This is a genomic window from Asticcacaulis sp. AC466, assembly GCF_000495815.1.
Lineage (GTDB): Bacteria > Pseudomonadota > Alphaproteobacteria > Caulobacterales > Caulobacteraceae > Asticcacaulis.
In genome coordinates, this window is the sequence record NZ_AWGE01000001.1 from 159008 (window position 1) to 185210 (window position 26203).

Genomic DNA, 26203 nt, shown 5'->3' on the forward strand with positions numbered 1-26203 from the left:
CGTGATATGGCGTCATTGCCCTAAAGGCTTTCATGTCACCTAGACTTTCAGGTAGCTTCTGGCTCCTTGCCGTACCAATTGATGTTGCGCGTCAGGATCATGACGGCGGCTATGACCACGAAGGCCGCCACGGCGCCGATTAGCAACGCGTAATCTTCCATCCGCATGAGCGTATAGATCATTCCATATAGCAATGAAAAGATGATCAGCGCGGCAAATCCACGCAGACGGCTTTTGAATACCATGCCGGCGTAGCTGGATATCAAGGTCACTGTCGCAGCGGCCGCCGTGAGGAAGGCATAGTCGAAGCCGATGCGCTCGGACAAGGACAGGAGTAAAAGGTAAAAAGTTATCTGGGCCAGCCCGACCAGAATATATTGCGCCGGATGGAAGTCGCGTTTCGATGTGCTTTCAAATACGAAATAGGTCAGGAAGACCAGGCTGACGAACAACAGGGCATATTTGAGCGAGCGGGCGACATTCTGATACGGGTTGGTGTTTTCGACGAATGCCACTGACAGTTCCGATTTGCCCAAGCTTGCCAGGCTGTCGAGAGAAATGACGGCAGGCAGGCCGCGCGCGATGAAAGGCACCGACCAGGTGGCGCGGAAGCCGGATTTGAGGTCTTCCTCACCTTTCATGACGGGTGTCTGGCTATCGTGGTGGAAAGCGCGGCTGGCAGGTAAGAAGCCTCCGCCGAAAGACGGTGCGTTCCAATCACCGGACAGGGTCACTTCGGACGATTTGGCATAGGCCAGCACACCCAGTTTCTGGGCGCCCGTAAAGCTCATATCGAGCGTTACTTCATGAGGCCGCGCTGGATCTATAGCCAGTGGCGTCGAAAACAGGTCCAGCGATCCGGTTCCGCCATCGGTGGTCACGTTCTGAGCCCCTTCGGGAGCGGGCGCCAGCGTCAGGGATTGCCCGTCGACGGTGGCGACGATGTCCTTACGGGCGCCCCGTGAGTCCGATGCGCCCGAGACCAATTGCGCCCGGCTCCAGTCAAGTGTCGCACCGGCAGGGGCCATGACCCGGCTGAGGTCAAAGCGGGCGGTGAAGTGTAGATCTGTTGCGTACACCGGCACGCGGAACAGGGAGCGCGAGCGGACCTCGCTCTTGCTTGTCGCGACGGCGTTGCCGACGATAGGGAATACGACAAGCGTTCCTATCTGAACCGGTGATTTGGTGCCAGTGTTGGTTGTCTCCAGCCGGGCGCCGCCTGTGTAGGGTACGGTAATCACCGGGCCCAGGAAGGTCTGCGGGCCACCGACCTTGTCACCGATTTCCCGGGTTACCTCTTCTGCGCGGTGGGTGCGGTCGAGTAGCAGCAGGAAGACAAAACCGGCGGGCACCGACATCAGGACGGCGAGGACACAAACGATCAGCAGCTTGGCGCCCTTGCTACGGCTTATCATAGATCGGCTCGGTGCAGTATGGGCGGGCCGGGACGGGTGTTCCGGGGTAGGCGTTGTGGACATGAATGGGGTTCCCTCGAAGGACAGGCAAAGGCTCTGTCGCTTCAAAGATATCATTTAATGAACAATGTTCAATTATTATTTGAACGATGTTCATTGCGGTGCTATTGAAGCTGCGCAGTTCGTAGGAGGGATCATGAAACCTGTAGCCTTAACGCTAGCCTGCGCCTTGGCGCTTGTGGGATGTCAGCAGCGGGATGAGACGGCCGGGCCACCTCAGGTTCAGGTATCTGTTTCATCGACATCCACGCCGGTTATGTCATCGGCCCCGGCTCCGACACCGCTTCGTACGGTCGTCCGGCCCCAGCCGACGGCCGCAGTCTATGCCGACTGGCACGCAGACCTGTCTGCGGGTTGCGGCGACGGGTCCAGAAGTGTCCGCCGGCAGCATTTCGACGTCAACGGCGACGGTCTGCCCGATACGGTCTGCTGGCAAACCGTACGCGACGCGACCTATGGCGATTTCGTGCAGGTGATGGCGCAGGTCGATCGTCCCAATGGCGATAAGGAAAGCGCCTATATCATACTGGCGGCAAATGGCGGTCGCCAGGCGGCGCTGTGCAACGCCGATGGCGTGGCCGTGCGCCAGACCCTGTGGGCACGGGGTGAAACCAAGGCTGTAACGGAGCGGGGTGTGGATGCCGGATTTAACGGGCCGATCGCCATTACGCTGACCGACGGGAAGTGCGGTCCGGTATCCCTGTTCTGGCCGCGCGATGCCGGCGCAGACGAGGCGCGCTTTACCTTGTTGCGGATTTAGAGCCCGATCTTACGCTGCGATCAGTGCTGGTTTTCCGGCATGCGGACGATCAGCCCGTCCAAGGCGTCTGATACGATGATCTGGCACGACAGGCGCGAATTGGGCTGGAGGTCGTTGGCGAAATCCAACATCGATTCTTCCATCACAGAAGCCGTTCCCGTCTTGCCGGTCCACGCATCATCGACATAGACGTGGCAGGTGGCGCAGGCGCAGGCGCCGCCGCAATCGGCATCGATACCGGGAATGTTGTTCTTGACCGCGCCTTCCATGACGCTCTGGCCAGGCTTGACCTCGATGACGTGTTCGGTGCCGGTATGTTCGATATAGGTGATCTTGGCCATAGTCGTGAAAACGTCCTTCGTTACGCGCCGTTTAGCGGAGCGATACGGTCAAATCGGGCGAGAGACGGAGTCAGGCCCGATCCGGAATTAATGTGCGGGTAAGTCCCGCAAGAAAAGCATTAAATTTGCTGGAAACCGCCTCCGGCAAATTTATTTCGCGGGCATCATCTTCTTGATTTCGGCGATCGCCTTGGCGGGATTAAGTCCCTTGGGGCAAACTTGCGCGCAGTTCATGATGGTGTGGCAGCGATAGAGCTTGAACGGATCTTCCAGTGCTTCCAGGCGAGCTTTCTGATTTTCATCGCGTGAGTCGGCGATCCAGCGGTAAGCCTGAAGCAGAGCCGCCGGACCCAGATACTTGTCCTGGTTCCACCAGTAGCTCGGGCACGAGGTCGAGCAGCAGGCGCAAAGGATGCACTCATAGAGGCCGTCGAGTTTGTCCCGGTTCTTCGGGCTTTGCAGGCGTTCCTTTTCGGGGTCCGGCGTCTTGGCTTCAAGCCAGGGCTCAATCGAGGCGTACTGGTTGTAGAAACCTGTCAGGTCGGGGACGAGGTCCTTAACCACCGGCATGTGCGGCAAAGGCGCAATGGTGATGTCACCGGAAAATTCGTCATGGCCCTTGGTGCAGGCTAGGGTGTTGCGTCCGCCGATGTTCATGGCGCACGACCCGCAGATGCCTTCGCGGCAGGAGCGGCGGAAGCTGAGCGTCGAGTCGATATTGTTCTTGATGTGGATCAGGCTGTCGAGCAGCATCGGGCCGTGATCGGCGCTGTCGACCTCATAGGTGTCCCAGCGCGGATTTTCACCCGAATCCGGATCGAAGCGGTAGATCTTGTAGGTCCGCGTCGTCTTCGTCCGCTTGGCGGCCTTGTAGCGCTTGCCCGGTTTGATCTTTGAATCGCGGGGAAGGGTTAACTCAACCATCTATACGCTCCTAGTACACACGCGCCTTAGGCGCGATATAGGCGATGTCGTTCGTCATGGTGTAGGTATGCACCGGACGATAGTCCGTGCGCACGGCGCCGGTCTGGGTGTCGATCCACATCAGGGTGTGTTTCATCCAGACATCGTCGTTGCGATTCGGGAAGTCTTCGCGGGCATGGGCGCCACGGCTTTCTTCGCGGTTGGCCGCCGAGTTCACCGTGACGACGGCCTGATTGATCAGGTTGTCGTATTCCAGCGCTTCGATCAGATCGGTGTTCCAGATCAGGCCGCGATCCTTGATGCCGAGGTCGCGTGACGCGGCGTGAATCTCACCGAGATGCTTGACGCCGTCCTGCAGGGTTTCGCCGGTCCGGAAGACAGCGGCGTCGCGCTGCATGGCGACTTGCATGTCGAGGCGCAACTTGGCGGTCGGCGTTGCACCGGAGGCATTGCGGAAGCGATCGAGACGGGCCAGGTGCGCATCGACCTGAGTGGTGCCGATGTTCTTGTGCGCCGAGTTGGGGGCGACCAGTTCCTTGGCGCGCTTGCCGGCGGCGCGGCCGAAGACGACCAGGTCGATCAGCGAATTGGAGCCAAGGCGGTTGGCGCCATGCACCGACACGCAGGCGGCTTCGCCCACGGCCATCAAGCCCGGCACGACCGTGTCGGGGTTGCCGTCTTTCAGCGTCAGGACTTCGCCGTGATAATTGGTCGGGATGCCGCCCATATTGTAGTGCACGGTCGGGATGACCGGGATCGGTTCCTTGGTCACATCGACGCCGGCGAAAATCTTGGCCGATTCCGAGATGCCCGGCAGACGCTTGTGCAGGATTTCCGGCGGCAGATGATCGAGGTGCAGGAAGATGTGATCCTTCTTCGGACCGACGCCGCGTCCTTCGCGAATTTCCATGGTCATCGAGCGGGAAACAACATCGCGCGACGCCAGGTCCTTGGCGGACGGGGCGTAGCGTTCCATGAAGCGCTCGCCGGCGGAGTTAGTCAGATAGCCGCCTTCGCCACGGGCACCTTCGGTAATCAGGCAGCCCGAGCCGTAGATGCCGGTGGGGTGGAACTGGACGAATTCCATGTCCTGCAAGGGCAGGCCGGCGCGCAGCACCATGGCGTTGCCGTCGCCCGTGCAGGTGTGGGCCGATGTTGCGGAGAAGTAGGCACGGCCATAACCGCCGGTGGCCAGGATGACCAGGTGGGCGCGGAAGACGTGAATGTCGCCGTTATCGAGCTGCCAGGTCGTGACGCCGCGGCAGACGCCGTCGTCCATGATCAGGTCAAGCGCGAAGTGTTCGATGAAGAACTCGACATTGTTGCGCACAGACTGACCATACAATGTGTGCAGCATGGCGTGGCCGGTTCGGTCGGCGGCGGCGCAGGTGCGCTGCACCGGGCCTTCACCGAAATTCTTGGTCATGCCGCCGAAGGGGCGTTGATAGATCTTGCCGTCTTCGGTGCGCGAAAACGGCACGCCCCAGTGTTCCAGCTCATAAACGGCTTCCGGCGCGTTGCGGACCAGATATTCGATAGCGTCCTGATCGCCCAGCCAGTCCGACCCCTTGACGGTGTCGTACATGTGCCACTGCCACTTGTCCTCGCCCATATTGCCCAGGCTGGCGGCAACGCCGCCCTGGGCGGCCACGGTGTGTGAGCGGGTCGGAAAGACCTTGGTGATACAGGCGGTCTTGAGACCGGCCTGACCGGCGCCAAGCGCGGCCCGCAGGCCGGAACCGCCGGCACCGACGACGACCACGTCATATTCGTGGTTGATGATGTTGAACGGCTTCTGGGTGTTGTTCTGGGCCATGGGGTTAAGCCGCCTGATGTACAAGCCAGAGCGCGATGCCGGTGGCGATGACCAGGGCGGCGCTCAGGAGGAAGGTAAGGAAGATAGAAACACCGCGCATCGGGCCTGCCAGATAGTCATCGATGATGACCTTGACGCCCATATACATGTGCCACACCGAAATCAGCATGGTCAGCGCGATCAGGCTGGCATTGAGCGGCAGTTTGGCGAAGGCCAGGGCCGCGTCGAAACCGCCACCGGCTATGCCGTAGGCGGCATAGGCCGCCCAAAGGGTCAACGGGATCAGGGCCAGCGAGGTGCCGCGTTCGGCCAACCATTCGCCGGCGCCGTGATGGGCCGATTTTTTCCAGTCTTTCGACGAACGAGCGCCGACATCACGATTGTCACTCATAGCGTCACCTTGCCGCTTGCGAAGAGAAGTGCCCAGAAGGCGAGGGTGAGAACGACGCCCAGAACCATGGTCCATAGGGCGATTTGATCAGCCTTTTTTGGCTCGAAGCCGGTGCCGGTGTCCCAGATCAGGTGGCGCAAACCGCCGGTCAGGTGGACGAAGCCCGCCAGCGACAGGCCGAACCAGACCAGCAGACCGAGCGGCGATGCGGCCAGGCTCAGGAAACAGGTATAGGCTTCACGGCCAAGCGCCAGCGATACCAGCCAGGCGGCGATCAGGATTGCACCGGCGACAGACGCCGATCCGGTGACACGATGCAGGATCGAGCTGAACATAGTGGTGTGCCAGCGCCAGATCTGCAGGTGAGGTGAAAGCGGCCGGCGCGGCGTATGGGGAGGCATTGTCGACATCTGCGGTCTTGACCCATGTCTTGTACCGGTGCGAGTAAGCAACCGGGAACGTTACACTTGCGGGTCTTTTAGACCCTGAAACGGCTCTGTCAATCAAGCTTTCCATGCTCAAAGCCATTATTTTAAAGGCGCGTACTGCAAACGCTTCGCATCCGCAGCATTCTGTTGTTGCGGGACCATCACATGAATGTGTCTGCCCCAGCTTCGACAAATTCCTGTTGTTCACTCACAGGGTGAAAGAATTCTTAAGAACCGGCTGATTAGCTCATAGTTCCGCAGCCCCGGTTTCGCAATACCGACAGTAACGCCCATCCGTAGAGAGTATCCCGTAGTGATTTCTGCCCTGATCCTTTCCGCCGCTCTTATGGCCCCCGCCCAGGATCTGCCCGATGGCCCTCAGCCATATCAGGCTCCGGCTGCCCAGGCCCCGCAAAATGTGCCTCAAAACTCGCCCATCCTGTCTCCGTCGGTGACCAATGGCGACGTAGCGCCGCCTGCCACGGCGCGGTCGGGTGGGGCGATCAGCGTCGACGCCTATCGCCGCGATTACGAAGGCCCTAAGGACTCGCGCGAGCTGAGCTACGATTCCGGGCTTCTGTCCGCCTATGTCAACAAGGAAAAGCAGATCGGCAATATGGAGGGGTCGTGGGTTGTGACGACCTTGGATGGTCGCAAGTTGGTCGGGCTTGAGCTGCGCAGCGACAATCTGGTCAGCGGCCGTCTCGAAGGCGCGTGGCGGTCGATGCTGGCCGGTTTCGGCATGAACAATTCCGGTTTCATCTCCGATATCAACATGACCGGCCGCGATTTCGAAATCAATTATTTCGCCGGTGGCGCCCGGTCGCCGACCATCCTGCATTTCACCAAGGGCGTTGATGGCCGTTGGGGCGGCTATATGCTCGACACCACCGGCCACAAAACCCCGGTTACCTTGACCCAGGTGCGCATGGGAAATTAGTCGGGCGCTTAGCCCACATGGTCGTTCATCTGATTTAAAGGGCTGGGCGCTAAACAGGCGGCACTTTTTTAGGTGCCGTGCAGCAAAGGCTTGCGCGGTGGATCGTTAAGGATTAGATGCCGGGCAGACTAAGTCTGCGGCATTTTCAAAGGGAGTTCCCATGGCACGCGCAAAGATTGCTTTGATTGGTTCGGGTATGATCGGGGGCACGCTGGCCCACATCGCCGCTCGTGAAGAACTGGGCGATGTCGTCCTGTTCGACATCATGGAAGGCACGCCGCAAGGCAAGGCGCTCGATATCGCCGAAGCCACGGCCGTTTTCGGCAAGGACGTCACGCTTAAGGGCGCCAACGATTACGCCGACATCGCCGATGCCGACGTGTGCATCGTAACGGCCGGTGTGCCGCGTAAGCCGGGCATGAGCCGCGACGACCTGCTGGGCATCAACCTGAAGGTCATGAAGGCCGTGGGCGAAGGCATCAAGCAATATGCCCCGAATGCCTTCGTTATCTGCATCACCAACCCGCTCGACGCCATGGTCTGGGCGCTGCGCGAATTTTCGGGCCTGCCGCACAAGAAGGTCATCGGCATGGCCGGTGTTCTCGACTCGGGTCGTTTCGCCTACTTCCTGGCTGAAAAGACCGGCGTGTCGGTCGAAGATATCCACGCCTGGACGCTGGGCGGTCACGGTGACGACATGGTGCCGATGGTGCGCCATTCGACCATTGGCGGCCTGCCGCTGCCGGAGTGCGTGGCCCAGGGCTGGTTCACTCAGGAAGAGCTCGATGCCATCGTTAAGCGCACCCGTGGCGGTGGCGGTGAAATCGTCGCCCTGCTGAAGACCGGTTCGGCCTTCTACGCCCCGGCGGAATCGGCCATTGCCATGGCCAAGTCTTACCTGCTTGACAAGAAGCGCGTCCTGCCGTGTGCCGCCTATCTGAATGGCGAGTATGGTCTGCGCGGCCTCTATGTCGGCGTGCCGGTCGTCATTGGTAAGGATGGCGCCGAACGCATCATCCAGTTCTCGGTCAACGAAGACGAAAAAGCCATGTTCGCCAAGTCCGTCGAGTCGGTTCAGGGGCTGATCGCCGCCTGTAAGACGATCGATCCGTCGCTGGCCTAATCTTTCCGGAAGGCCGGAAGTTAAGGGAGCCGCCCCAAAAAGGGCGGCTTTTTTATTATGAGCTGTGGTAGGCTGCTGTCAGATGTCTGAGGTGGCTGTCTGAGGAGTCTGCCATGCACTATTCATCCCGGTTGTTTACGCTCATGTGGATTGTCCCCTTGGCCGTTCTTTCGGCGTGCAGCAGCCAGGCGGCGAAGGATCAGGGCGCCGGGACGCCGGATCGGGGCGGTGCGTCATCATCTGCGTCTGCCTCTGGTCTTGCCACCGATACCGCAACTGTCACGCCGAGCTTCGATTGTGCGAAGGCCACGCTCAAGGTCGAATTGGCGGTGTGCGCTAATCCCCGTCTGGCCCGGCTCGATGGCGAACTGACGCGTCTGTACGACAAGGCCGGAAAGACGCCGGGCATCGACCGCGGGCAGTTGCAGCGCCTTCAGGGTGGCTGGCTGAATAAACGCAATGCCTGTGCGGCGGCGTCGGACGCAACGGTGTGCCTGATCGACGCCTATGCCGGGCGTATTGCCGACCTCAGGTCCACATACCCTGCGGTGAACGACGATGCCGGCATGAGTCTGGGCCCGATCGTGTGGCATTGCGCGGGCAAGCCGGACGTCGTTTCCACCTTTTTCAACGATGTTGCCGGCGGTGACGATTCCTTCGTCTATCTGAAATGGAGCGGCAAGGCCGCCGTGCTGGAGCAGGCCGTCAGCGCCTCCGGTGCCCGATATGAGGGGCGGTTGGGCGACGGAGACTATGAATTCTGGACCAAGGGCAATGAGACACAGTTTTCGGTGCCCGGTGCAGTGGGGATTAATTGTACGGAGACGAACGGATGAAACGATCGATCTTGACGATGGCGGCTTTCGGGGCCTTGCTGCTTCTGTCGGCCTGTGCCGAAAGACCAATGGGCGGACCGCATGATCCGGCCCTGGTGCGCGGCCTGATAGACGGACTTCTGGCGCCCATTTCCTTTGTCATTTCCCTGTTTTCCGACACAGTGCGCATGTATGCCTATCCCAATATCGGACGGTGGTACGATCTGGGATTTTTGATCGGCCTGAGCGCCTGGGGTGGGGGTGCGTCCACCGTCACGCGCTACGTCTATGTCGACCGCCGCACCGGCCGCACCCTGGATATCGAGAATAGATAGTGCCGACATTGCCATATGCCTCTCCGCTGGGTCCGACCCTGGAAACCGAGCGTCTGATCCTGCGCCCGCCGGTCGCCGAAGATTTCGACGGTTTTTGCGCCTTTCATGCCGATGAAAACGCCATGACCTATCTGGGCGGTGTTCTGCCGCCGCCCGTCGTGTGGCGCAACATGCGATCCATGGCCGGGGCGTGGGCGCTGGACGGATTTTCCATGTTTTCGGTGATCGAGAAAACCTCCGGTGACTGGATCGGCCGTATAGGCCCGCTCTTTCCCAAGGATTGGCCGGGGCGTGAGGTCGGATGGGGACTGTTGTCCAGATACTGGGGCAAGGGGTACGCCCGCGAGGCCGCCATTGCCTCGATGGACTTCGTATTTGACACACTTGGCTGGGAGGACGTCATCCATAGTATCGACGCGCGCAACGACGGCTCCGCAGCGGTTGCCCGAAGTTTGGGGTCTTACCTGATGCGGGAGGCCCGGTTGCCGCCGCCGTTCGAAAGCCACGTCGTTGACATCTGGGGGCAGACACGGGGCGAATGGCGGGTGAATCGGACCCGTCTAATAGGGCAGTTAAAGCGTCCTGAAAAACGGGGTTGACACCTGCCGCTATTTAACCGATAGGTTATTTAACGACTTGGTTAAATTTTGCTTGTAGAGAGTAACCCCTGATGTCTAATGACCGTCTGTCCCAGACCCTGACCGCCCTTGCGGACCCGACACGACGCGCCATCCTGGCTCGCCTGTCCTTGGGGGAGACATCGGTTACCGAACTGGCCGAGCCTTTCGACATGAGCTTGCCTGCCGTATCCAAGCATCTCAAGGTCTTGGAAAAGGCCGGCTTGATTTCGCGCGGCCGCGAAGCGCAGTGGCGCCCATGCCGGCTGGAGCCGGGGCCGCTAAAGGAGGTCGATGCCTGGATCGGTGAGTACCGCAGGATGTGGGAGGCGCGGTTAGATCGCCTCGACGCCTATCTGAAGACGCTTAAACCCCAGGGACCGACCAACTAGATTTGAGATCAGGGAGGCTGGAGGCAGTGGGACATGCGCGTTCGGACCGACTTTCACACCCTCTGGACAACGAAGCTATCCTTGCAGGAAAGGAAAAGAATGACAGACGCCCCCATGCAGGACGCGACGACAGGTTTTCAGGTCGTCAATACCCGCCGGTTGCCGTTCACGCAGCAACAGGTGTTTCAGGCCTTCGCCGACCCCGACCAATTGATGATCTGGTGGGGACCGGAAGGTTTCACCAACCGCTTCCAGACCTTCGACCTGCGCATTGGCGGACAGTGGCTGTTCACCATGATCAATGACACCGGCAAGATGTTCGATAACGTCAAGGAATTCCTCGAAATCGAGGCCCCGGAAAAGATCGTTTTTCGCCACCTAGAGCCTATGCATGATTTCGTGATGACCATTCTGACCGAGGCGGTCGGGGCGCACTGTGATCTGACCTGGATCATGGACTTCGTGCCCGGCAGCGACGCGGACATGGAGCCGTTTCTCCATAATGCCAACGAACAGAATTTCGACCGCCTGGAAGCCCACCTGACCAACACCCTCTAAGGACAAGACGATAATGCCATTGGAAACGCCTTACGCCGAAGACGAAGTCTTTACCCTGTCGCGCACCTTCGATGCCTCGCCGGTCCTGTTGTGGGACGTGCTGACCCGGGCTGAACATTTGGCCAAATGGTTTGGGCCCGTCGGAATGCCCCTGGTTGTCAAATCGCTCGATTTCACGGTTGGCGGCACCTTCCTCTACGGGATGCAGATGCCGACGGGTCTGACCATGTGGGGTAAATGGGTTTTTCGCGACATCCAGGCGCCCAAGGGCCTGGCCTATGTCGTTTCCTTTTGCACCGAGGCGGGCGAGCCCGTCCGTCATCCGATGGCGCCCCTCTGGCCGCTCGAAGTTCTGGCGGTGCAGACACTGACCGAAAAGGACGGCAAGACCGTCTATGAAAGCCGGTCCTACCCGATAAATGCGACGCCGGAAGAGCGCGCCGTCTTCAAGGCCGGCCATGCCAGCATGCAGATGGGCTTCAGCGGCACCCTTGCACAACTCGAGGCCTATCTGGCTCAGGTGCAATCGTGACGCGGTCGGCTAAGCCGGAAACCTTTTCGGTCGAACGCACATATGATCATCCGCTGTCGCTCGTCTTCTGGGCTTTTACCAACCTTGAGGCCAAGACGGTGTGGTTCGGCGGTGGCGCGCAGGGATGGGACGTCAGTCATCATAGTCTAGACTTTACCGTCGGGGGCTGGGAGCGGTGGCGCGGCCGCCCCAACCCCGAGGCGCCATGGATGACCAATGACGCCCTCTACCTTGATATCCTGGCTGATGAGCGCATTATCTTCAGCTACCACATGACTATGGATGAGGCCCTGTTCACCGTATCGCAACAGGTCCTGGAGTTTTCAGCAAAGGGAAGCGGCTGCCATATCAAGGTGGTCGAGCAGATTTTGTTCATCGACGGTGTCGATCACCTCGAAGACCGCATCGCCGGAACACAGGGGATGCTGGATAATCTCGCCGCCTACCTGTCCACTCTTCCGGAGAGTGCGAAATGATTGCCATGATCGTTATTCTGGTGCTGGCGGCGCTGGTTACCTTCCTGATCGTGGTTGTCGCCAAGCCGAATAATTTCCGCCTGCAAAGGTCGGCAACCATCAAGGCGGCACCAGACGCCATCTATGCCCATATTGCCGACTTTCACCGCTGGCGGGACTGGTCACCATGGGAGCAGCTGGACCCCAATATGACGCGCAGCTACAGCGGCGCCAATGAGGGCATCGGCGCGGTCTATGACTGGCAAAGCCATGGCAAGGCCGGTCACGGCCGGATGACGATCCGCGAGGCGGCGCCGGGCCAGCGGCTTCTCATCAATCTCGATTTCATCAAGCCCTTTCCCGCCACCAATACGGCCGAGTTCCTGCTTCAGCCGCAGGGTGATGCGACGGTGGTGACCTGGGCCATGTTCGGGCCCTCGCCCTTCATGTCGAAGCTGATGGGGACGCTCATGAACATGGACGACCTGGTCGGCAAGGATTTCGAACAGGGTCTGACGAATCTGAAACGTGTTAGCGAAGGCGCCTGATCATGAAACCCTTATTGCCTGTTTCCATCGGTCTTATCCTGCTGGCGGCCTGTTCACCGTCGCCGAAAAATGCGCCCGGAAACCTTACGTCTTCCAGCCCATCTGCCGCCTCCGCGGCTCCGTCGGTTGACAAGATTCCGGCGGGTGAATACCGGACCGATCCCGCCCACACGGCGCTGACCTTCACGGTCAACCACCTGGGCTATTCTCATTATACGGCGCAGTTCGCCAGTCTCGATGCTCATCTGACGCTTGACCCGGCCCATCCAGAGGCCGCCGTCCTGAAGGTGAACATAGATCCGCGTTCCCTGCGACTGCCGACGCCGCCCAAGGGTTTTTATGATGAGCTGATGGGCAAGCAATGGTTCGACGCCACGGCCTTTCCGCATATTACCTTTGCGTCGACGAAGATAGAGAAAACCGGCGTCAATACCGCCCGGGTGACGGGCGATTTGACCTTGCACGGCATTACCAAGCCGGTCGTGCTCGATGTCACCTTCAACGGCGGCTATCCTGGCATGGCGGGTTTTGACCCTCAGGCGCGGATCGGGTTCTCGGCGAAAGGCGCGTTCAAACGTTCCGATTTTGGCATGGGCTACGGCATTCCGGCGCCGGGCAGTCAGATGGGTGTCGGTGACGAAGTCGCCTTCACCATCGAAACCGAAATGCAAGGGCCTCCGCTCAAGCCTTAACTTTTGTCGCCGCCTTGGTCGCGGGCTCCGTCGTCCATATCGTTTCTGGAAAAAAGGAATTATAAGGTGAAAATTACCCCCTACCTCAACTTCGACGGCCGCTGCGCCGAGGCGCTCGACCTTTACGCGCGCGTCCTCGGTGGCGAAGTGACATTCAAGCAGACGTTTGGCGACAGTCCGATGAAGGACGATGTGCCACCCGAATTTCAAAATGCGGTGATGCACGCCACGTTGACGATTGGCGATCAAACGATCCAGGCGTCAGACGCGCCGCCGAACAGGTATGCGCGTCCGGCGGGCTTCATGGTCACTATTGGTCTGGACGATGCTGAAAAGGCAAAGGCAGCGTTTGCCGCTTTCGCGGACGGCGGAACGGTGATCATGGATCTTCAGGCTACGTTCTGGACGCCTCTGTTCGGGATGGTGACAGACCGTTTCGGTATTCCGTGGATGATCAATCTCGAAGTTGCGCAGTGATATAGACGCGATCATTCCGCGAGGTTCGACATCAGGTCTGCCCCTTGCCGAATGGGTATCAACGTGCCTCGGGGAAGTAGAGTTTGGCCTCGGGTGTCCACAGCGTTTTCAATGCGGCGTAGGGGATGACATAGTAGTCACCCATACATGCACCCATCACGTGGGGCAGATCGGTCAGGGACAGCACGAGACCCTTGGCGTTGAAGGTCAGGCTGTAGCTACTGCCAAAGCTTTCCGCGCCGTCCGGTCCCAGGCATTCGGGATCGACATCGGCGCTGAACCACGGCGACTTGGGCGTCAGCCGGGCTAGAAGCGCGTCGTATTCAGGCGTATTGACCTGGGCCGCGTGTCCGTCGGCGTCCTTGCCGGGGTGGGTCAGTTTGAGGACACGATTCAGATCGAAGACCTCTCCGCGCCTGAGATCGTACATGGAGTAGGTAAAGCTGTTGTTGGGGTGCGCGCCGCCGCAATAGGTGCTGCCGCCCTCCTGAATGACCAACAGGCTGTCCGTCGCGTAGGTGACGGTCGACTCATAGCTGTCCCAGTCGCCCAGTGTGCCGCCGGCCGGTCCATCCGATTGCGGCGTGGCCCGGCATTCCAGGCCATAGCCGACCATTTCGTACCGGCGCTGATCCAGCAAAGCGTTGACCTTGGCCAGGGCGGCGGCATCGGGCGCGGCGGTGAGGCGGATGAAATGTATACCGGTGTCCTTGTCCGTAGCGGTGCGGTATCCGATGTGGCCCGTCCGTGTTTCAGGGCCATAAATGGTTTCGCCCGCCAGTTGGCGAAACAGGTAGGGATCGGCGGTTACGTCGCTGCCGCGGTCCATTCCGAATAGGGTCGATGGATCCGTAGGCGCGCCTTCCGCCTGACTCTTGCGGGCAGCGACCTGCTTAAGGGTGATCGGCAGGGACTTCCCGTTTGCCGTCCAGGTTCCCGACAGGCCGCCACCGGTGGGGGTTAGTTTAAGGTGGGCTTTTACATCGCAGCTGGCCAGGTCATAGGTGCAGCCGTCCGCCAGTTCAGACCACTGGCCCTTATCCAGGCGCAGGGATATACTGGCGCGGTGTTTGCGATAGAAATATTGCCCTGCGCCGTGATCACCATTGGTCAGGGTTTCCAGCACAATCGGGCTCTTCCCGATCGTGCCTTCGTAAACGGTCTGGGTAACCGGCGTCGCTGCGTGGACGGAGGTCACCATGCCGGCAAGGAAGACGCTGAGTACCAGGTATTTCATAACCATCCATCCTGTTTGAGGGCTTTTTGATAGCTGCGGCTGACGGGCGCCGACAGTCCACCTTTGAGCGAAAACGAAATGCGGCCATCCGACCGGATGACGTCGGCGATGGCGTCTTTGGCTACCCACCACGAGCGGTGGACCTGGGACCCCTCGATCCCATCCAACTCGCGTATGGCGTCATATAACCGCATCAGGATCAGGGTCTCGCCGGCAGAGGTGTGAACGCGCAGATAGTGGTCCTCGGCGGCCAGGGCGAAAATATCGGCATGGCGGTGTTTGAAGGGCAAGCGCTCGCGGAAAGCGACGCCTGGCTCCAGGGTCTGCGCCGTGGCGAAGGCATGACTTTGGACCGGCTGGCGTGAGACCAGGACATGCAGGCCGGTCATGGCCAGGGAGATAACAAGAACCGGTGGGATATAGACGATCAGCGTCTCGACCTGTGGCGCTCGATGGTTCACCCCGGCCGTGACCAGCCAGGCCAAGATGGTAATAAGCGGCGTGATGCACAGCATCATGACGGTGATGGTCTGCCACAGGTTCAGATTGGTGTAGCGGTCGAGCAGACGGCCGGCGATTTGCGCGATGATCGTGCCGCCGGCCATCAGGCTGAGCCAATACAGGAAGCGCGGCGCAAGCGGCAGGGCATTCGTCCCATTGGCGCCGGTGAAGCACAGCACAAGCGCCATACCGGTGGCAATGCCATAGGTCCGCATCCAATCCGGGCCGACAATGATCTTCAGCCACGCTATTGGGGTTTTCAACCTTGCCATTGGCGAAGCGCCAGTTGCAGGCGGCGTATTTTCACGAATTAAGTCGGGCGATTCACGCATGCGTCCGCATATCCAGAAGAGAGTGCTTTCTTATGGGGTATCCCCTTTTCAAAGGAAAGCCCAAAGGACACGCCCGACATGTCATTCCTCGACAACTACACACATCCGCACCTGCCCACCCTGTCCCTCATCGGCCACGTATCGCCGGTCATCCAGATTCACCTGCTGGCGGCCGTGGCCGCGTTTGTCATCGGTGCGGTGCAGATTTTCGGACCCAAGGGGACGACCCTCCACCGCATTCTCGGCTGGACCTGGGTCATCTTCATGATGACAGTGGCGGTGTCTTCGCTGTTCATCAAGATCATAAATCACGGGCAGTTCAGCTTCATCCATATCCTGTCGGGCCTGACCCTAGTCACGGTGCCGCTTCTGGTTTACGCCGCGCGGAAGAAGAACATCCGGGCGCACAAACGTTACGCCACCAATCTCTACGTCGGCGCCCTTCTGATCGCGGGCCTGTTCACCTTTATGCCCGGCCGCCTGATGTGGCAGATGGTGTTCGGGTGACAGCGTTGTCCCCTTTGCAGGGTGAGCGTTAGCGGTAACATGCTTGCGGTGTCAGGCGAAATCGATATCCAGAAAATGGCGGAATTAGTCAGATTTATGTGAGTGAGCGGTTGCACACAAGCACGCGCCTCTTTATAAAGCGGCCCGATCACTTAGGACGAGCAACTGAGTTCGCCCTCACATCAAGAGCAGGTTTGCGCTCAATTCTGGGCCTGACCGGTTCTTTCCCCTAAGTCCTGCTAATTGCCAAGATCGGTTCCATGAACATTCACGAGCATCAAGCCAAGGCCGTCCTGAAAGAGTTCGGCGTTGCCGTTCCGCGCGGGTTCGCTGCCTTTTCCCCCAAAGAGGCCGAAAAGGCCGCCAAGGACCTGGCCAAGGAAGCCGGCACCAAGGTTTTCGTCGTCAAGTCGCAAATCCACGCCGGTGGCCGTGGTAAGGGTCGCTTCGAAGGCCTGGGCCCTGACTCCAAGGGTGGCGTTCGCGTCGTAAAGTCGCCCGAAGAGGTCGAAAAGAACGCCGACGAAATGCTTGGTCGCGTTCTGGTAACCCATCAGACTGGCCCTGCCGGCAAGCAGGTCAACCGCCTCTATATCGAAGAAGGCGCCGACATCCGTCGCGAAAACTACCTGTCCCTGCTGGTTGACCGCGTCACCTCGCGCATCAGCGTCGTGGCCTCGACCGAAGGCGGCATGGATATCGAAGAGGTCGCCCATTCGACCCCGGAAAAGATCCACTCCTTCACCATCGATCCGGCGACCGGCGTATTCCCGACCCATGGTCGTGCCCTGGCCAAGGCGCTCAACCTGACTGGCGATCTCGCCAAGCAGGGCGCCAAGCTCCTGTCCCAGTTGTACGCGGCGTTCAACGCCAAGGACATGGACATGCTGGAAATCAACCCGCTGATCGTCACCGGTGACGACAAGCTGATCGTGCTCGACGCCAAGGTGTCATTCGACTCGAACTCTTTGTTCCGTCATCCGGACATCGTCGCCCTGCGTGACGAAACCGAAGAAGACCAGAAGGAAATCGAAGCGTCGAAATATGACCTCAGCTATATCGCCCTCGACGGTGAAATCGGCTGCATGGTCAACGGTGCTGGCCTCGCCATGGCTACGCTCGACATCATCAAGCTCTACGGCTCCGAGCCTGCCAACTTCCTCGACGTCGGTGGCGGCGCCACGACCGAAAAGGTGACTGCGGCCTTCAAGATCATCACCTCCGATCCAAAGGTGAAGGGTATCCTGGTCAACATCTTCGGCGGCATCATGAAATGCGACATCATCGCCGAAGGCGTGATCGCGGCTGTCAAGGAAGTCGGCCTGAAGGTGCCGCTCGTCGTTCGCCTCGAAGGCACCAATGTCGAACTCGGCAAGAAAATCATCAATGAGAGCGGCCTGAACGTGATTGCCGCCAACGATCTGGCCGATGCGGCCGCCAAGATCGTCAAGGCCGTGAAGGGTTAAGCGTAATGTCAGTCCTTATCGATCGTAATACCAAGGTCATCACGCAGGGTTTCACCGGCGCGCAAGGCACCTTCCACTCCCAGCAAGCGATCGCCTATGGCACACAGGTTGTCGGCGGCGTGACTCCGGGCAAGGGCGGTCAGACGCACCTCGACCTGCCGGTCTTCGATACGGTTGCCGAGGCGCGCGAGCGTACCGGCGCGACCGCCACGGCCATCTATGTTCCGCCGCCCTTCGCTGCCGACTCGATCCTGGAGGCCATCGAGGCCGAAATGGAACTGATTGTCTGCATCACGGAAGGCATTCCGGTGCTGGACATGGTCAAGATCAAGCGTGCCCTGTCGGGTTCCAAGTCGCGCCTCATCGGCCCGAACTGCCCCGGCGTCCTGACGCCGAACCAATGCAAGATCGGCATCATGCCGGGCAATATTTTCTCGCCCGGTTCGGTAGGCGTCGTTTCGCGTTCCGGCACATTGACCTATGAAGCCGTCTTCCAGACGACCAATGCCGGCCTGGGTCAGACGACCGCTGTCGGCATCGGCGGCGACCCGGTCAAGGGTACGGAATTTATCGACGTGCTGGAAATGTTCCTGGCCGACGACGAAACCAAGTCGATCATCATGATCGGTGAAATCGGGGGATCGGCCGAAGAAGACGCCGCCCAGTTCCTGCGCGACGAAGCCAAGCGCGGCCGTAAGAAGCCGATGGCCGGTTTCATCGCCGGCCGTACGGCGCCTCCGGGCCGCCGCATGGGCCATGCCGGTGCCATCATCTCCGGTGGCAAGGGCGGTGCGGAAGACAAGATCGCCGCCATGGAGGCGGCCGGTATAAAGGTGGCGCCGTCGCCGGCGGCGTTGGGGGAAACCCTCCTTGCTGTCCTGAAAGGCCTCTAATAAAAAATTTAAGCGCTCCGACCCTGTCGGGGCGCTTAAATTTGACGTATTTAGGTATCAGTAAGCGTAAAGTAACGAACAGTGTCGTTATTGGCTGTTTCGTTCAGTAGTCCCGAAGACCGGGTGTCGTTGTTGGCCCGCGTCTCATATAAAACATGGAAAGGCAGGCGGTGTCGTAATTGGCCGTCTGAGCGGTACATCACATGGCAGACGATTCCGGTCGGCTAAATCAGGTCTTTGCCGAGACCTCATTCCTTTACGGCACAAACGCGATCTTCATCGAAATGATGCAGGAACGCTGGGCGCAGGACCCCGGGTCGGTATCCCCCGAATGGCGCGCTTTCTTCGATTCCCTCATGGACAGGCCGGATCTGGTCAGCGCCAACGCCGAAGTCGGCGGATGGGCGCGGCCCGTTGATCCGCCGCGTGACGACCTGACCTCGGCCATGGATGGCTTCTGGCCCGCCGTGCAGGCGAAGGTCGAAAAGAATATCGCCGCAAAAAATCCGGGTGCATCGCCCGCCGATCTCCAGGCTGCGTCGCGCGATTCGATCCGCGCCCTGATGCTGATCCGCGCCTTCCGGATCCGCGGCCACCTGCAATCCAACCTGGATCCTTTGGGCCTTGAGCCCCCGATCCAGAATGCCGAGCTGACGCCGGAATACTGGGGCTTCACCGCCGCCGACCAGGAACGCTCGATCTTCATCGATGGCGTGCTGGGTCTGGAAACCGCCACGCTCAAGGAAATCATCGCTCTTCTGCGCCGCACCTATTGCGGCAATGTCGGCGTCCAGTACATGCATATTGCCGACCCGGCCGAAAAGGCCTGGGTGCAGGAACGCATCGAAGGCCGCGACAAGGAAATCACCTTCACCAAGGAAGGCAAGATCGCCATCCTCAAGAAGCTGATCGAAACCGAAGGCTTCGAACGCTTCTGTCACCGCCGTTTCCCCGGCACCAAGCGCTTCGGCCTTGATGGCGGCGAAGCCATGATCCCGGCGCTGGAACAGATCATCAAGCGCGGTGGCGCGCTGGGCGTTCAGGACATCATCTTTGGCATGGCCCACCGTGGCCGCCTGAATGTGCTGGCCGGCGTCATGGGCAAGCCGTACCGCGCCATCTTCCACGAATTCCAGGGCGGCTCGACCCTGCCGTCGGATATCGAAGGCTCGTCGGACGTCAAGTATCACATGGGTGCCTCTTCGGACCGCGCCTTTGACGGTAACAATGTCCACCTGTCGCTGACTGCCAACCCGTCGCACCTCGAAATCGTCAACCCGGTCGTTCTGGGCAAGACGCGCGCCAAGCAGGCGTTCAAACTGCGCGGCAAGTCGGATGTCAACCCCGAACGCGGCATGGCCATGGGTCTGCTGATCCACGGCGACGCGGCCTTTGCTGGCCAAGGCGTCGGCATGGAGTGCTTCGCCCTCATGGGGCTGAAGGGCTATAAGACCGGCGGCACGATGCATTTCGTCATCAATAATCAGATCGGCTTCACTACGGCGCCGCGCTTCTCGCGCTCCTCGCCGTATCCGTCCGACGTGGCGTTGATGGCTCAGGCGCCGATCCTTCACTGTAACGGCGACGATCCCGAAGCCGTGGTCTTCGCCGCCAAGATGGCGACCGAGTTCCGCCAAAAGTTCGCCAAGGACGTGGTGGTTGACATGTTCTGCTATCGCCGCTTCGGCCACAACGAAGGCGACGATCCCACATTCACCCAGCCGATCATGTATGCCAAGATCAAGGACCATCCATCGACGCGCGAACTCTATACCGCGCGCCTGATCAAGGAAGGTGTCGTGACCCAGGCCGAAGTCGATGGCTTCATCTCCGATTTCGATACCTTCCTCGACGCCGAATTCGAAGCGGGCAAGGCGTACAAAGCCACCAAGGCCGACTGGCTCGACGGCAAGTGGCAAGGCCTTGGCCTGCCGGAAGAAGACGAACGTCGCGGCTCGACCGCCGTGGCGCGCGCCCGTCTGACGGAAATCGGCCAGAAGATCACCACTATCCCGAATTCGGTTGACGCTCACAAGACGCTGCGCCGCGTCATCGAGGCGCGTCAGCAAATGATTGCCACCGGCGAAGGTCTCGATTGGGCGACTGCCGAATCCCTCGCCTTCTGTTCGCTGCTCGATGAAGGCTTCCCGGTTCGACTGTCGGGCCAGGATTCGATCCGCGGCACCTTCTCGCAACGTCACTCGGCGTTTGTCGATCAACGGACCGAAGAGCGGTATTTCCCGTTCAACCACATCCGTGATGGCCAGGCGATGTATGAAGGCATCGACTCCGCCCTGTCGGAAGAGGCCGTGCTCGGCTACGAATACGGCTACTCTCTGGCTGATCCGAATACCCTGACCCTGTGGGAAGGCCAGTTCGGCGACTTCGTCAACGGCGCCCAGGTCATTATCGACCAGTTCATCTCGTCGGGTGAACGCAAATGGCTGCGTATGTCGGGTCTCGTCATGTTGCTGCCGCACGGCTATGAAGGCCAGGGGCCGGAACACTCTTCCGCCCGCCTGGAACGCTTCCTTCAGATGTGCGCCGAAGACAATATGCAGGTCGCCAATTGTACGACGCCGTCCAACTATTTCCACATTCTGCGCCGTCAGATTCACCGGCCGTTCCGCAAGCCGCTGATCCTTATGACGCCGAAGTCGCTTCTGCGTCATAAGAAGGCCGTTTCCAGCCTGTCGGACATCTCGGAAGGTTCCTCCTTCCACCGCGTCCTGCACGACGACGCCGAACGCAGGCCAGAGATTTCGGGCATCAAAATCGCTTCGGACGACAAGATCCGCCGCGTCGTGCTGTGTTCGGGCAAGGTCTATTACGATCTGCTCGAAGACCGTGAAAAGAAGCAGATCAAGGACGTGTATCTGATGCGTCTGGAGCAGTTCTATCCGTGGCCGATGAAGTCGCTGATGACTGAGCTGGGCCGCTTCAAGAACGCCGAACTGGTGTGGTGTCAGGAAGAACCGAAGAACATGGGCGGCTGGACCTTTGTCGAGCCGTGGCTTGAACTGACGCTCGACCGGCTGAACATCAAGGCCAAGCGCGCCCGCTATGTCGGCCGTCCGGCCTCGGCATCGACCGCCGCCGGCCAGATGAGCCGCCACCTCAAAGAACTCGAAACCTTCCTGAACGAGGCCTTTGCCTAAGCGCAAAGGCCAGCCTCACTGAATCCATTCGCGTAACCGCACAAAACAATCTGGAGCCTACCCCTATGGCTGACATTCTCGTTCCCGTCCTGGGCGAATCCGTAACCGAAGCTACCATTGCCAAGTGGACGAAAAAGTCCGGCGAAACGGTGAAGAAAGACGAAATCCTCGTCGAACTGGAAACCGACAAGGTTTCTCTTGAAGTCGCAGCGCCCTCTGACGGTGTGCTGCAAATCCTCGTTGGTGAAGGTGAAACCGTCACGCCTGGCATGGTGCTCGGTTCGGTCGGTGGCGCTGGTGCCACGGCGTCCGCTCCCGCCGCCAAGCCTGCGGCAGCGCCCGCTGCTGCCGCAGCTCCGGCACCTGCCGCTTCGAGCGCTATGCTCGACGTCAAGACGCCGGTGATGGGCGAGTCGGTTGCCGAAGGCACCATCTCGACCTGGCGCAAGAACAAGGGCGATGCGGTCAAGAAGGACGAAATCCTCGTTGAAATCGAAACCGATAAGGTCGCCGTCGAAGTGGCATCGCCCGCCGACGGCACCCTGGCCGATATCGTTGCCGCCAATGGCGCGACGGTCACGCCGGGTCAGGTCATCGCCCGCATCTCGACCGATGGTTCGGTCGCCGCTTCCGCTCCCGCGGCGGCAGCACCAGCCCCCGCCGCCGCACCGGTGGCCGCTTCTGCTTCGTCGGACAAGCCGTTGTCGCCGGCCGTCCAGCGTATCGTTTCCGAAACCGGCCTTGACCCGAACAAGGTCGATGGCACGGGTAAGGACGGCCGCATCACCAAGGGTGACGCACTGGCCGCTCTCAGCACCCCGGCCCCGGCAGCTTCGGCACCGGTGCCGGTTGCGGCCGCTCCTGCCGCACCGCGCCCGGTCGGTCCGCGTGAAGAACGTGTAAAGATGACGCGCCTGCGTCAGACCATTGCCCGTCGTCTGAAGGAATCGCAGAACACGGCTGCCCAACTGACGACCTTCAACGAAGTCGACATGTCGACCATCATGGCGTTGCGCAATGCCTACAAGGACGCCTTCGAAAAGCGTCACGGCGTCAAGCTCGGCTTCATGTCGTTCTTCGCCAAGGCGGTTGTCGCCGCGCTGAAGGACATTCCGGCCGTAAACGCCGAAATCGACGGCACGGACATCATCTACAAGAACCACTACGACCTCGGCGTTGCCGTCGGCACCGATAAGGGTCTGGTCGTTCCGGTCCTGCGTGACGTCGATACGCTGTCGCTGGCCGGCATCGAAAAGGGCATCGCCGCCCTGGGCAAGCAGGCCCGCGACGGCACCCTGTCGATCGATCAGCTTCAAGGCGGCACCTTCACCATCACCAATGGCGGCATCTATGGCTCGCTGATGTCAACGCCGATCCTCAACATGCCGCAAGTCGGCATCTTGGGCATGCACTCGATCAAGGAACGCCCGATGGCGGTCAATGGTCAGGTGGTCATCCGTCCGATGATGTATCTGGCTTTGAGCTACGATCACCGCATCGTTGACGGCAAGGAAGCCGTTACCTTCCTGGTCCGCGTCAAGGAAGGCCTGGAAGACCCGCAGCGCTTCGTGCTCGACGTCTAATCGGCATTTTTCCGCTAATGCATTAAGCCCGCTATCGTGATACACGGTAGCGGGCTTTTTCATCCGGCTTTGATCATGAAACGTTTTGTTATTCTGCTTCTGGCCCTTTGCCTGACTGGGTGCCTCAGCACGCCGCGCGAAGCCTTCAATACCCACGAACAACGCAAGGCGGAATTGCCTGGTTTCACCGATGTTCGGGTGTCGTCGGAAGATGAAAATCTGACGGCGAAGCTGGAACGCGATCTGATCGCCAACCGTCAGGCGCATCCGACAAAACAGCTGTCCATACTGGCCTTGTCAGGCGGTGGCGCCGATGGCGCGTTCGGTGCCGGCGTGTTGGTTGGCTGGACGAAAAAGGGTGACCGGCCGGATTTTCAGGTCGTCACCGGTGTGTCCACGGGTGCGCTGATCGCGCCTTTTGCCTTCCTGGGGCCCGACTACGACCCGCAGCTGCGCGAGGCCTATACCAGCGGCATCGCCACGCGTTCGATGAAGAAGCGGCCCTTGGGCGCTCTATTCACGCCAGGGGTATACAGTTCGAAGACGTTCAGCGGATTGGTCAATCATTTCGTCGATGTCAAACTGGTCGAAGACATTGCGGCCAAGGTCGATGACAAGGGCGGGCGGCTCTACGTCGCCACGACTAATCTCGATACCCAGAGCGGGGTCATCTGGGACCTTGGCGCCATCGCATCGCAAGGCGTCGCGCAAGGCGAGGATGGCAAGATCCGGGCCCGCGACCTGATCCGCCAGGTCCTGGCGGCTTCGGCCAGTGTCCCGGCGGCCTTCGCGCCCGTGATGATCCGTACCGAAGTCAACGAGAACGGCGCCACCTCCGAAATCAACGAAATGCATGTTGACGGCAGCGTCACCATGCCTTTTTTCGTCCTGCCGGAATCGCTCCTGAACTGGAAGGTACCCGATGCCCTGAAAACCAACGGGCGGATCTACGTCTTGGTCAACGGCAATATAAATCCCCATTTTGCCGTCACCAAATACCGGGCGCTCGACGTCGCGGCGCGTAGTTTCGACACGCTGACGCGCGCCCAGGCCCGGACGACCCTGGTCAGTATCAAGGGCTTCGCTGCCCGTAACGGCCTGAGCGTATCGGTGGTCAGCATCCCGGACAGTTTTACCGGTGGTGGCCTGATGGCCTTCGACAAGGACAGTATGCAGACGGTTTTTAACCTGGGCTATGACCTGAGCGTCGATGGTAAGGGCTTTGTGCGGCCTTAATATCCCATGTCATAAATCTTTGAAGCTGCTTACACATTCCGCTTGGTGCCGGCCTGGGTGTGAATTAATCTCTCAAAAACAAGTAATATAAAAAGGGGTTAGGGATGAGGACGTTACAGATATGTGGGCTGGCTGTTATGGGGCTGGCTTTGGCCTGCGCGGCCGATGCGAAAGGTATGAAGAAGGAACTTAGCAACCGGGAATCCTTCACGACGGCGGACGCGGTCAAGGGACAGGCCTATGTGAATGCTGCCATGACGACGCCGATGATGGACCTGTTGATGAAGGCCGACGTCAATCACCCGGATGCCATGCTGGAATATGGCATCGCCCTTGATCTGGGCCGTCCATCCGTTTCGAGCCAGATGACTCAGGCCGACAAGGAAAAGCTGAAGCGCGGGTTTCGAAGCATGCTCGACCTGTATATCAATTCCGGTGACAAGTTCGATATAACGTTTAACGAAGATGCCATGCTGGATCAGTCAGAATTCTGGATCTACCTGGCCAAGCATGTCGGACGTCCCAAGCCCCGCGCCAGCCTGAACGGCGTGGCTGGTGGTGAAAGCGTGCCGGGTGCGCCACCGATGGCCTTCATTCCTGACGATCCCAACCAGGATAAGGAGTTCAACCTCAACGAAGACCTGATCCTCAAGCCCAATGTCGTCAATGCCGCAACGGCCTGTGCTCAGTCGGCCTTTGGGTTCGCGCGTATGCGCAAGGCACAGACGGTGGATATAGCCGAAACCCGGCTGACCGCCGAACAGTTCGGCCAGGCGCAGGCCGCCGCCGCCAAGGCGTACCGTACCGCATATGCCGAAGGCGGGCTGGCCTGTGGTGGCAAGGATTATTTCTTCCAGGTGGTCGAATTCGCCAGCCATAACCTGGGTGCGCTCGGTGCCATGAAGGACAATCCCGCTGCCGTCCTGCCACAACTGGGCGAGCCCAAGGTCGAGGAATAGGGGCGACGGCGGGAGTAGTCATGCGCCGGTATTTGAGCTAAGCTTTCGTTAACCCTTCAGCGGCGGACAGGTGACGGCATGAAGTATCTGCGTTGGTTTATCGTGGCAATCGTAATTGCCTATGTCGGCTGGATCGCGTTTCCCGTGGTGAAGGCTTTCCTGCTGCCTCCGGATGTCAATGGCCCCACCATTGCGGCGCGGAGCATGGACCAAAGCGACTACCACGGGGGCTTCGATGCACCCGCCTATCAGCCACCGCCTGAGCCCATGGCCGATTCCATTCAGGGCGATACCGCCGTTCAGGCCATTGTTACCGACAACAAGCCGGTTATCTTCCTGTGGAGTGCGGTCATCGGCCTGTATCTGCTGGCGGCGCTGCTGCACGCCAACGGCAATATCCGCGCGGCCTTCGTCTACCTGATCGGTTTTATCGCCGACCTGATCCTGACCTATCTGACAAATGGCGACAAAAGCTTTGGCTTGATGGACAAGATCTATACCGTCCTGTCCGGATGGGACCCGCGCTATGTGCTCACCCTGATCGCCCTGGTCATGGGTTTTTTCGTCTATCTCACCAGCTTTCGTCCGCAGAAGCGGATGTCCGCCGCTGTCCCCTGAGATGCCGTCCCATGCGATCGCGGACAGAAACTGGCAAGAAAACCGCTTTTGTCGGCGTAATTGACTTGACCCAAACGGCATGGGCTCCTAGCTA

29 protein-coding genes are annotated in these 26203 nt (G+C 59.8%); 21 read left to right on the plus strand and 8 right to left on the minus strand.

What is annotated here, in order from left to right:
* Positions 1-47: 47 nt before the first annotated feature.
* Positions 48-1415: a cell envelope integrity protein CreD gene (gene creD, locus AEAC466_RS23790; RefSeq protein WP_023456191.1), complete on the minus strand. Its 1368-nt coding sequence runs from the start codon at positions 1413-1415 to the stop codon at positions 48-50.
* Between the two features lie 196 nt (positions 1416-1611).
* Here creD and AEAC466_RS23795 point away from each other — a divergent pair, with 196 nt between their 5' ends.
* The gene (locus tag AEAC466_RS23795) at positions 1612-2235 is read left to right on the plus strand and encodes a hypothetical protein (protein ID WP_155913440.1); all 624 of its coding nucleotides are present in this window, start codon (positions 1612-1614) and stop codon (positions 2233-2235) included.
* A 20-nt stretch (positions 2236-2255) separates the two neighbouring features.
* Here the strand turns inward: AEAC466_RS23795 and AEAC466_RS23800 are convergent, their stop codons facing one another.
* From AEAC466_RS23800 to sdhC, 5 genes are all read right to left on the minus strand, one after another.
* Positions 2256-2576, minus strand: a complete 321-nt coding sequence (locus AEAC466_RS23800) for a 2Fe-2S iron-sulfur cluster-binding protein (protein ID WP_023456193.1) — start codon at positions 2574-2576, stop codon at positions 2256-2258.
* A 150-nt stretch (positions 2577-2726) separates the two neighbouring features.
* Positions 2727-3500: a succinate dehydrogenase iron-sulfur subunit gene (locus AEAC466_RS23805; protein WP_023456194.1), complete on the minus strand. Its 774-nt coding sequence runs from the start codon at positions 3498-3500 to the stop codon at positions 2727-2729.
* A gap of 10 nt (positions 3501-3510) precedes the next feature.
* On the minus strand, positions 3511-5316 hold the full coding sequence (gene sdhA / locus AEAC466_RS23810) for a succinate dehydrogenase flavoprotein subunit (protein ID WP_023456195.1): 1806 nt from the start codon (positions 5314-5316) through the stop codon (positions 3511-3513).
* A 4-nt stretch (positions 5317-5320) separates the two neighbouring features.
* Entirely contained in the window at positions 5321-5707 is a 387-nt protein-coding gene (gene sdhD / locus AEAC466_RS23815; protein ID WP_023456196.1) for a succinate dehydrogenase, hydrophobic membrane anchor protein, read from the minus strand.
* On the minus strand, positions 5704-6117 hold the full coding sequence (gene sdhC / locus AEAC466_RS23820; RefSeq protein ID WP_023456197.1) for a succinate dehydrogenase, cytochrome b556 subunit: 414 nt from the start codon (positions 6115-6117) through the stop codon (positions 5704-5706). Before sdhC ends, sdhD begins: the two co-directional genes overlap by 4 nt.
* Before the next feature lie 331 nt (positions 6118-6448).
* Here sdhC and AEAC466_RS23825 point away from each other — a divergent pair, with 331 nt between their 5' ends.
* The 12 genes from AEAC466_RS23825 to AEAC466_RS23880 all read left to right on the plus strand — a co-directional run bounded on the left by AEAC466_RS23825 (position 6449) and on the right by AEAC466_RS23880 (position 13619).
* The gene (locus tag AEAC466_RS23825) at positions 6449-7075 is read left to right on the plus strand and encodes a hypothetical protein (protein ID WP_023456198.1); all 627 of its coding nucleotides are present in this window, start codon (positions 6449-6451) and stop codon (positions 7073-7075) included.
* Positions 7076-7235: 160 nt separating this feature from the next.
* Positions 7236-8198 carry a malate dehydrogenase gene (mdh, locus tag AEAC466_RS23830; RefSeq protein WP_023456199.1) on the plus strand — a complete coding sequence of 321 codons (963 nt, stop codon included), beginning with the start codon at positions 7236-7238 and terminating at the stop codon, positions 8196-8198.
* Positions 8199-8311: 113 nt separating this feature from the next.
* A complete protein-coding gene (locus tag AEAC466_RS44355; RefSeq protein ID WP_023456200.1) occupies positions 8312-9034 on the plus strand; it encodes an MliC family protein in 723 nt (240 codons plus the stop codon).
* Positions 9031-9348 carry a hypothetical protein gene (locus AEAC466_RS23840; RefSeq protein ID WP_023456201.1) on the plus strand — a complete coding sequence of 106 codons (318 nt, stop codon included), beginning with the start codon at positions 9031-9033 and terminating at the stop codon, positions 9346-9348. The genes AEAC466_RS44355 and AEAC466_RS23840 overlap by 4 nt, the downstream gene beginning before the upstream one ends.
* Positions 9349-9356: 8 nt before the next feature.
* A complete protein-coding gene (locus AEAC466_RS23845; protein WP_031237979.1) occupies positions 9357-9947 on the plus strand; it encodes a GNAT family N-acetyltransferase in 591 nt (196 codons plus the stop codon).
* A gap of 71 nt (positions 9948-10018) precedes the next feature.
* Positions 10019-10357, plus strand: a complete 339-nt coding sequence (locus AEAC466_RS23850; protein WP_023456203.1) for an ArsR/SmtB family transcription factor — start codon at positions 10019-10021, stop codon at positions 10355-10357.
* Between the two features lie 99 nt (positions 10358-10456).
* Positions 10457-10915 carry an SRPBCC domain-containing protein gene (locus tag AEAC466_RS23855; RefSeq protein WP_162148912.1) on the plus strand — a complete coding sequence of 153 codons (459 nt, stop codon included), beginning with the start codon at positions 10457-10459 and terminating at the stop codon, positions 10913-10915.
* Between the two features lie 13 nt (positions 10916-10928).
* The gene (locus AEAC466_RS23860; RefSeq protein ID WP_023456205.1) at positions 10929-11447 is read left to right on the plus strand and encodes an SRPBCC family protein; all 519 of its coding nucleotides are present in this window, start codon (positions 10929-10931) and stop codon (positions 11445-11447) included.
* Positions 11444-11923: an SRPBCC domain-containing protein gene (locus AEAC466_RS23865; RefSeq protein ID WP_023456206.1), complete on the plus strand. Its 480-nt coding sequence runs from the start codon at positions 11444-11446 to the stop codon at positions 11921-11923. Before AEAC466_RS23860 ends, AEAC466_RS23865 begins: the two co-directional genes overlap by 4 nt.
* Positions 11920-12450: an SRPBCC family protein gene (locus AEAC466_RS23870; protein ID WP_023456207.1), complete on the plus strand. Its 531-nt coding sequence runs from the start codon at positions 11920-11922 to the stop codon at positions 12448-12450. Before AEAC466_RS23865 ends, AEAC466_RS23870 begins: the two co-directional genes overlap by 4 nt.
* 2 nt (positions 12451-12452) lie before the next feature.
* Positions 12453-13142 carry a YceI family protein gene (locus tag AEAC466_RS23875; protein ID WP_023456208.1) on the plus strand — a complete coding sequence of 230 codons (690 nt, stop codon included), beginning with the start codon at positions 12453-12455 and terminating at the stop codon, positions 13140-13142.
* A 66-nt stretch (positions 13143-13208) separates the two neighbouring features.
* Positions 13209-13619: a VOC family protein gene (locus AEAC466_RS23880; protein WP_031237983.1), complete on the plus strand. Its 411-nt coding sequence runs from the start codon at positions 13209-13211 to the stop codon at positions 13617-13619.
* 58 nt (positions 13620-13677) lie between these two features.
* Here AEAC466_RS23880 and AEAC466_RS23885 read toward each other — a convergent pair whose 3' ends face one another.
* Both AEAC466_RS23885 and AEAC466_RS23890 read right to left on the minus strand, forming a co-directional pair.
* Positions 13678-14856, minus strand: a complete 1179-nt coding sequence (locus tag AEAC466_RS23885; RefSeq protein WP_023456210.1) for a hypothetical protein — start codon at positions 14854-14856, stop codon at positions 13678-13680.
* A complete protein-coding gene (locus AEAC466_RS23890) occupies positions 14853-15629 on the minus strand; it encodes a LytTR family DNA-binding domain-containing protein (protein ID WP_235074062.1) in 777 nt (258 codons plus the stop codon). Before AEAC466_RS23890 ends, AEAC466_RS23885 begins: the two co-directional genes overlap by 4 nt.
* A 138-nt stretch (positions 15630-15767) precedes the next feature.
* Here AEAC466_RS23890 and AEAC466_RS23895 point away from each other — a divergent pair, with 138 nt between their 5' ends.
* From AEAC466_RS23895 to AEAC466_RS23930, 8 genes are all read left to right on the plus strand, one after another.
* Positions 15768-16196 carry a DUF2306 domain-containing protein gene (locus AEAC466_RS23895; protein ID WP_023456212.1) on the plus strand — a complete coding sequence of 143 codons (429 nt, stop codon included), beginning with the start codon at positions 15768-15770 and terminating at the stop codon, positions 16194-16196.
* Between the two features lie 260 nt (positions 16197-16456).
* Complete coding sequence (gene sucC / locus AEAC466_RS23900) at positions 16457-17662, plus strand: ADP-forming succinate--CoA ligase subunit beta (protein ID WP_023456213.1); 1206 nt, start codon at positions 16457-16459, stop codon at positions 17660-17662.
* 5 nt (positions 17663-17667) lie between these two features.
* Positions 17668-18555 (plus strand): succinate--CoA ligase subunit alpha, encoded by an 888-nt coding sequence (sucD, locus tag AEAC466_RS23905; RefSeq protein ID WP_023456214.1) that lies wholly within the window; start codon positions 17668-17670, stop codon positions 18553-18555.
* A 203-nt stretch (positions 18556-18758) separates the two neighbouring features.
* Positions 18759-21713 carry a 2-oxoglutarate dehydrogenase E1 component gene (locus AEAC466_RS23910; RefSeq protein WP_023456215.1) on the plus strand — a complete coding sequence of 985 codons (2955 nt, stop codon included), beginning with the start codon at positions 18759-18761 and terminating at the stop codon, positions 21711-21713.
* 65 nt (positions 21714-21778) lie between these two features.
* Complete coding sequence (gene odhB / locus AEAC466_RS23915; protein ID WP_023456216.1) at positions 21779-23296, plus strand: 2-oxoglutarate dehydrogenase complex dihydrolipoyllysine-residue succinyltransferase; 1518 nt, start codon at positions 21779-21781, stop codon at positions 23294-23296.
* Positions 23297-23371: 75 nt separating this feature from the next.
* Positions 23372-24532 carry a patatin-like phospholipase family protein gene (locus tag AEAC466_RS23920; RefSeq protein ID WP_023456217.1) on the plus strand — a complete coding sequence of 387 codons (1161 nt, stop codon included), beginning with the start codon at positions 23372-23374 and terminating at the stop codon, positions 24530-24532.
* Between the two features lie 176 nt (positions 24533-24708).
* Positions 24709-25491, plus strand: coding sequence for a hypothetical protein (locus AEAC466_RS23925; protein ID WP_235074064.1), 783 nt, complete (start codon positions 24709-24711; stop codon positions 25489-25491).
* A gap of 78 nt (positions 25492-25569) precedes the next feature.
* A complete protein-coding gene (locus tag AEAC466_RS23930; protein WP_023456219.1) occupies positions 25570-26109 on the plus strand; it encodes a hypothetical protein in 540 nt (179 codons plus the stop codon).
* The last annotated feature ends 94 nt before the right edge of the window (positions 26110-26203 follow it).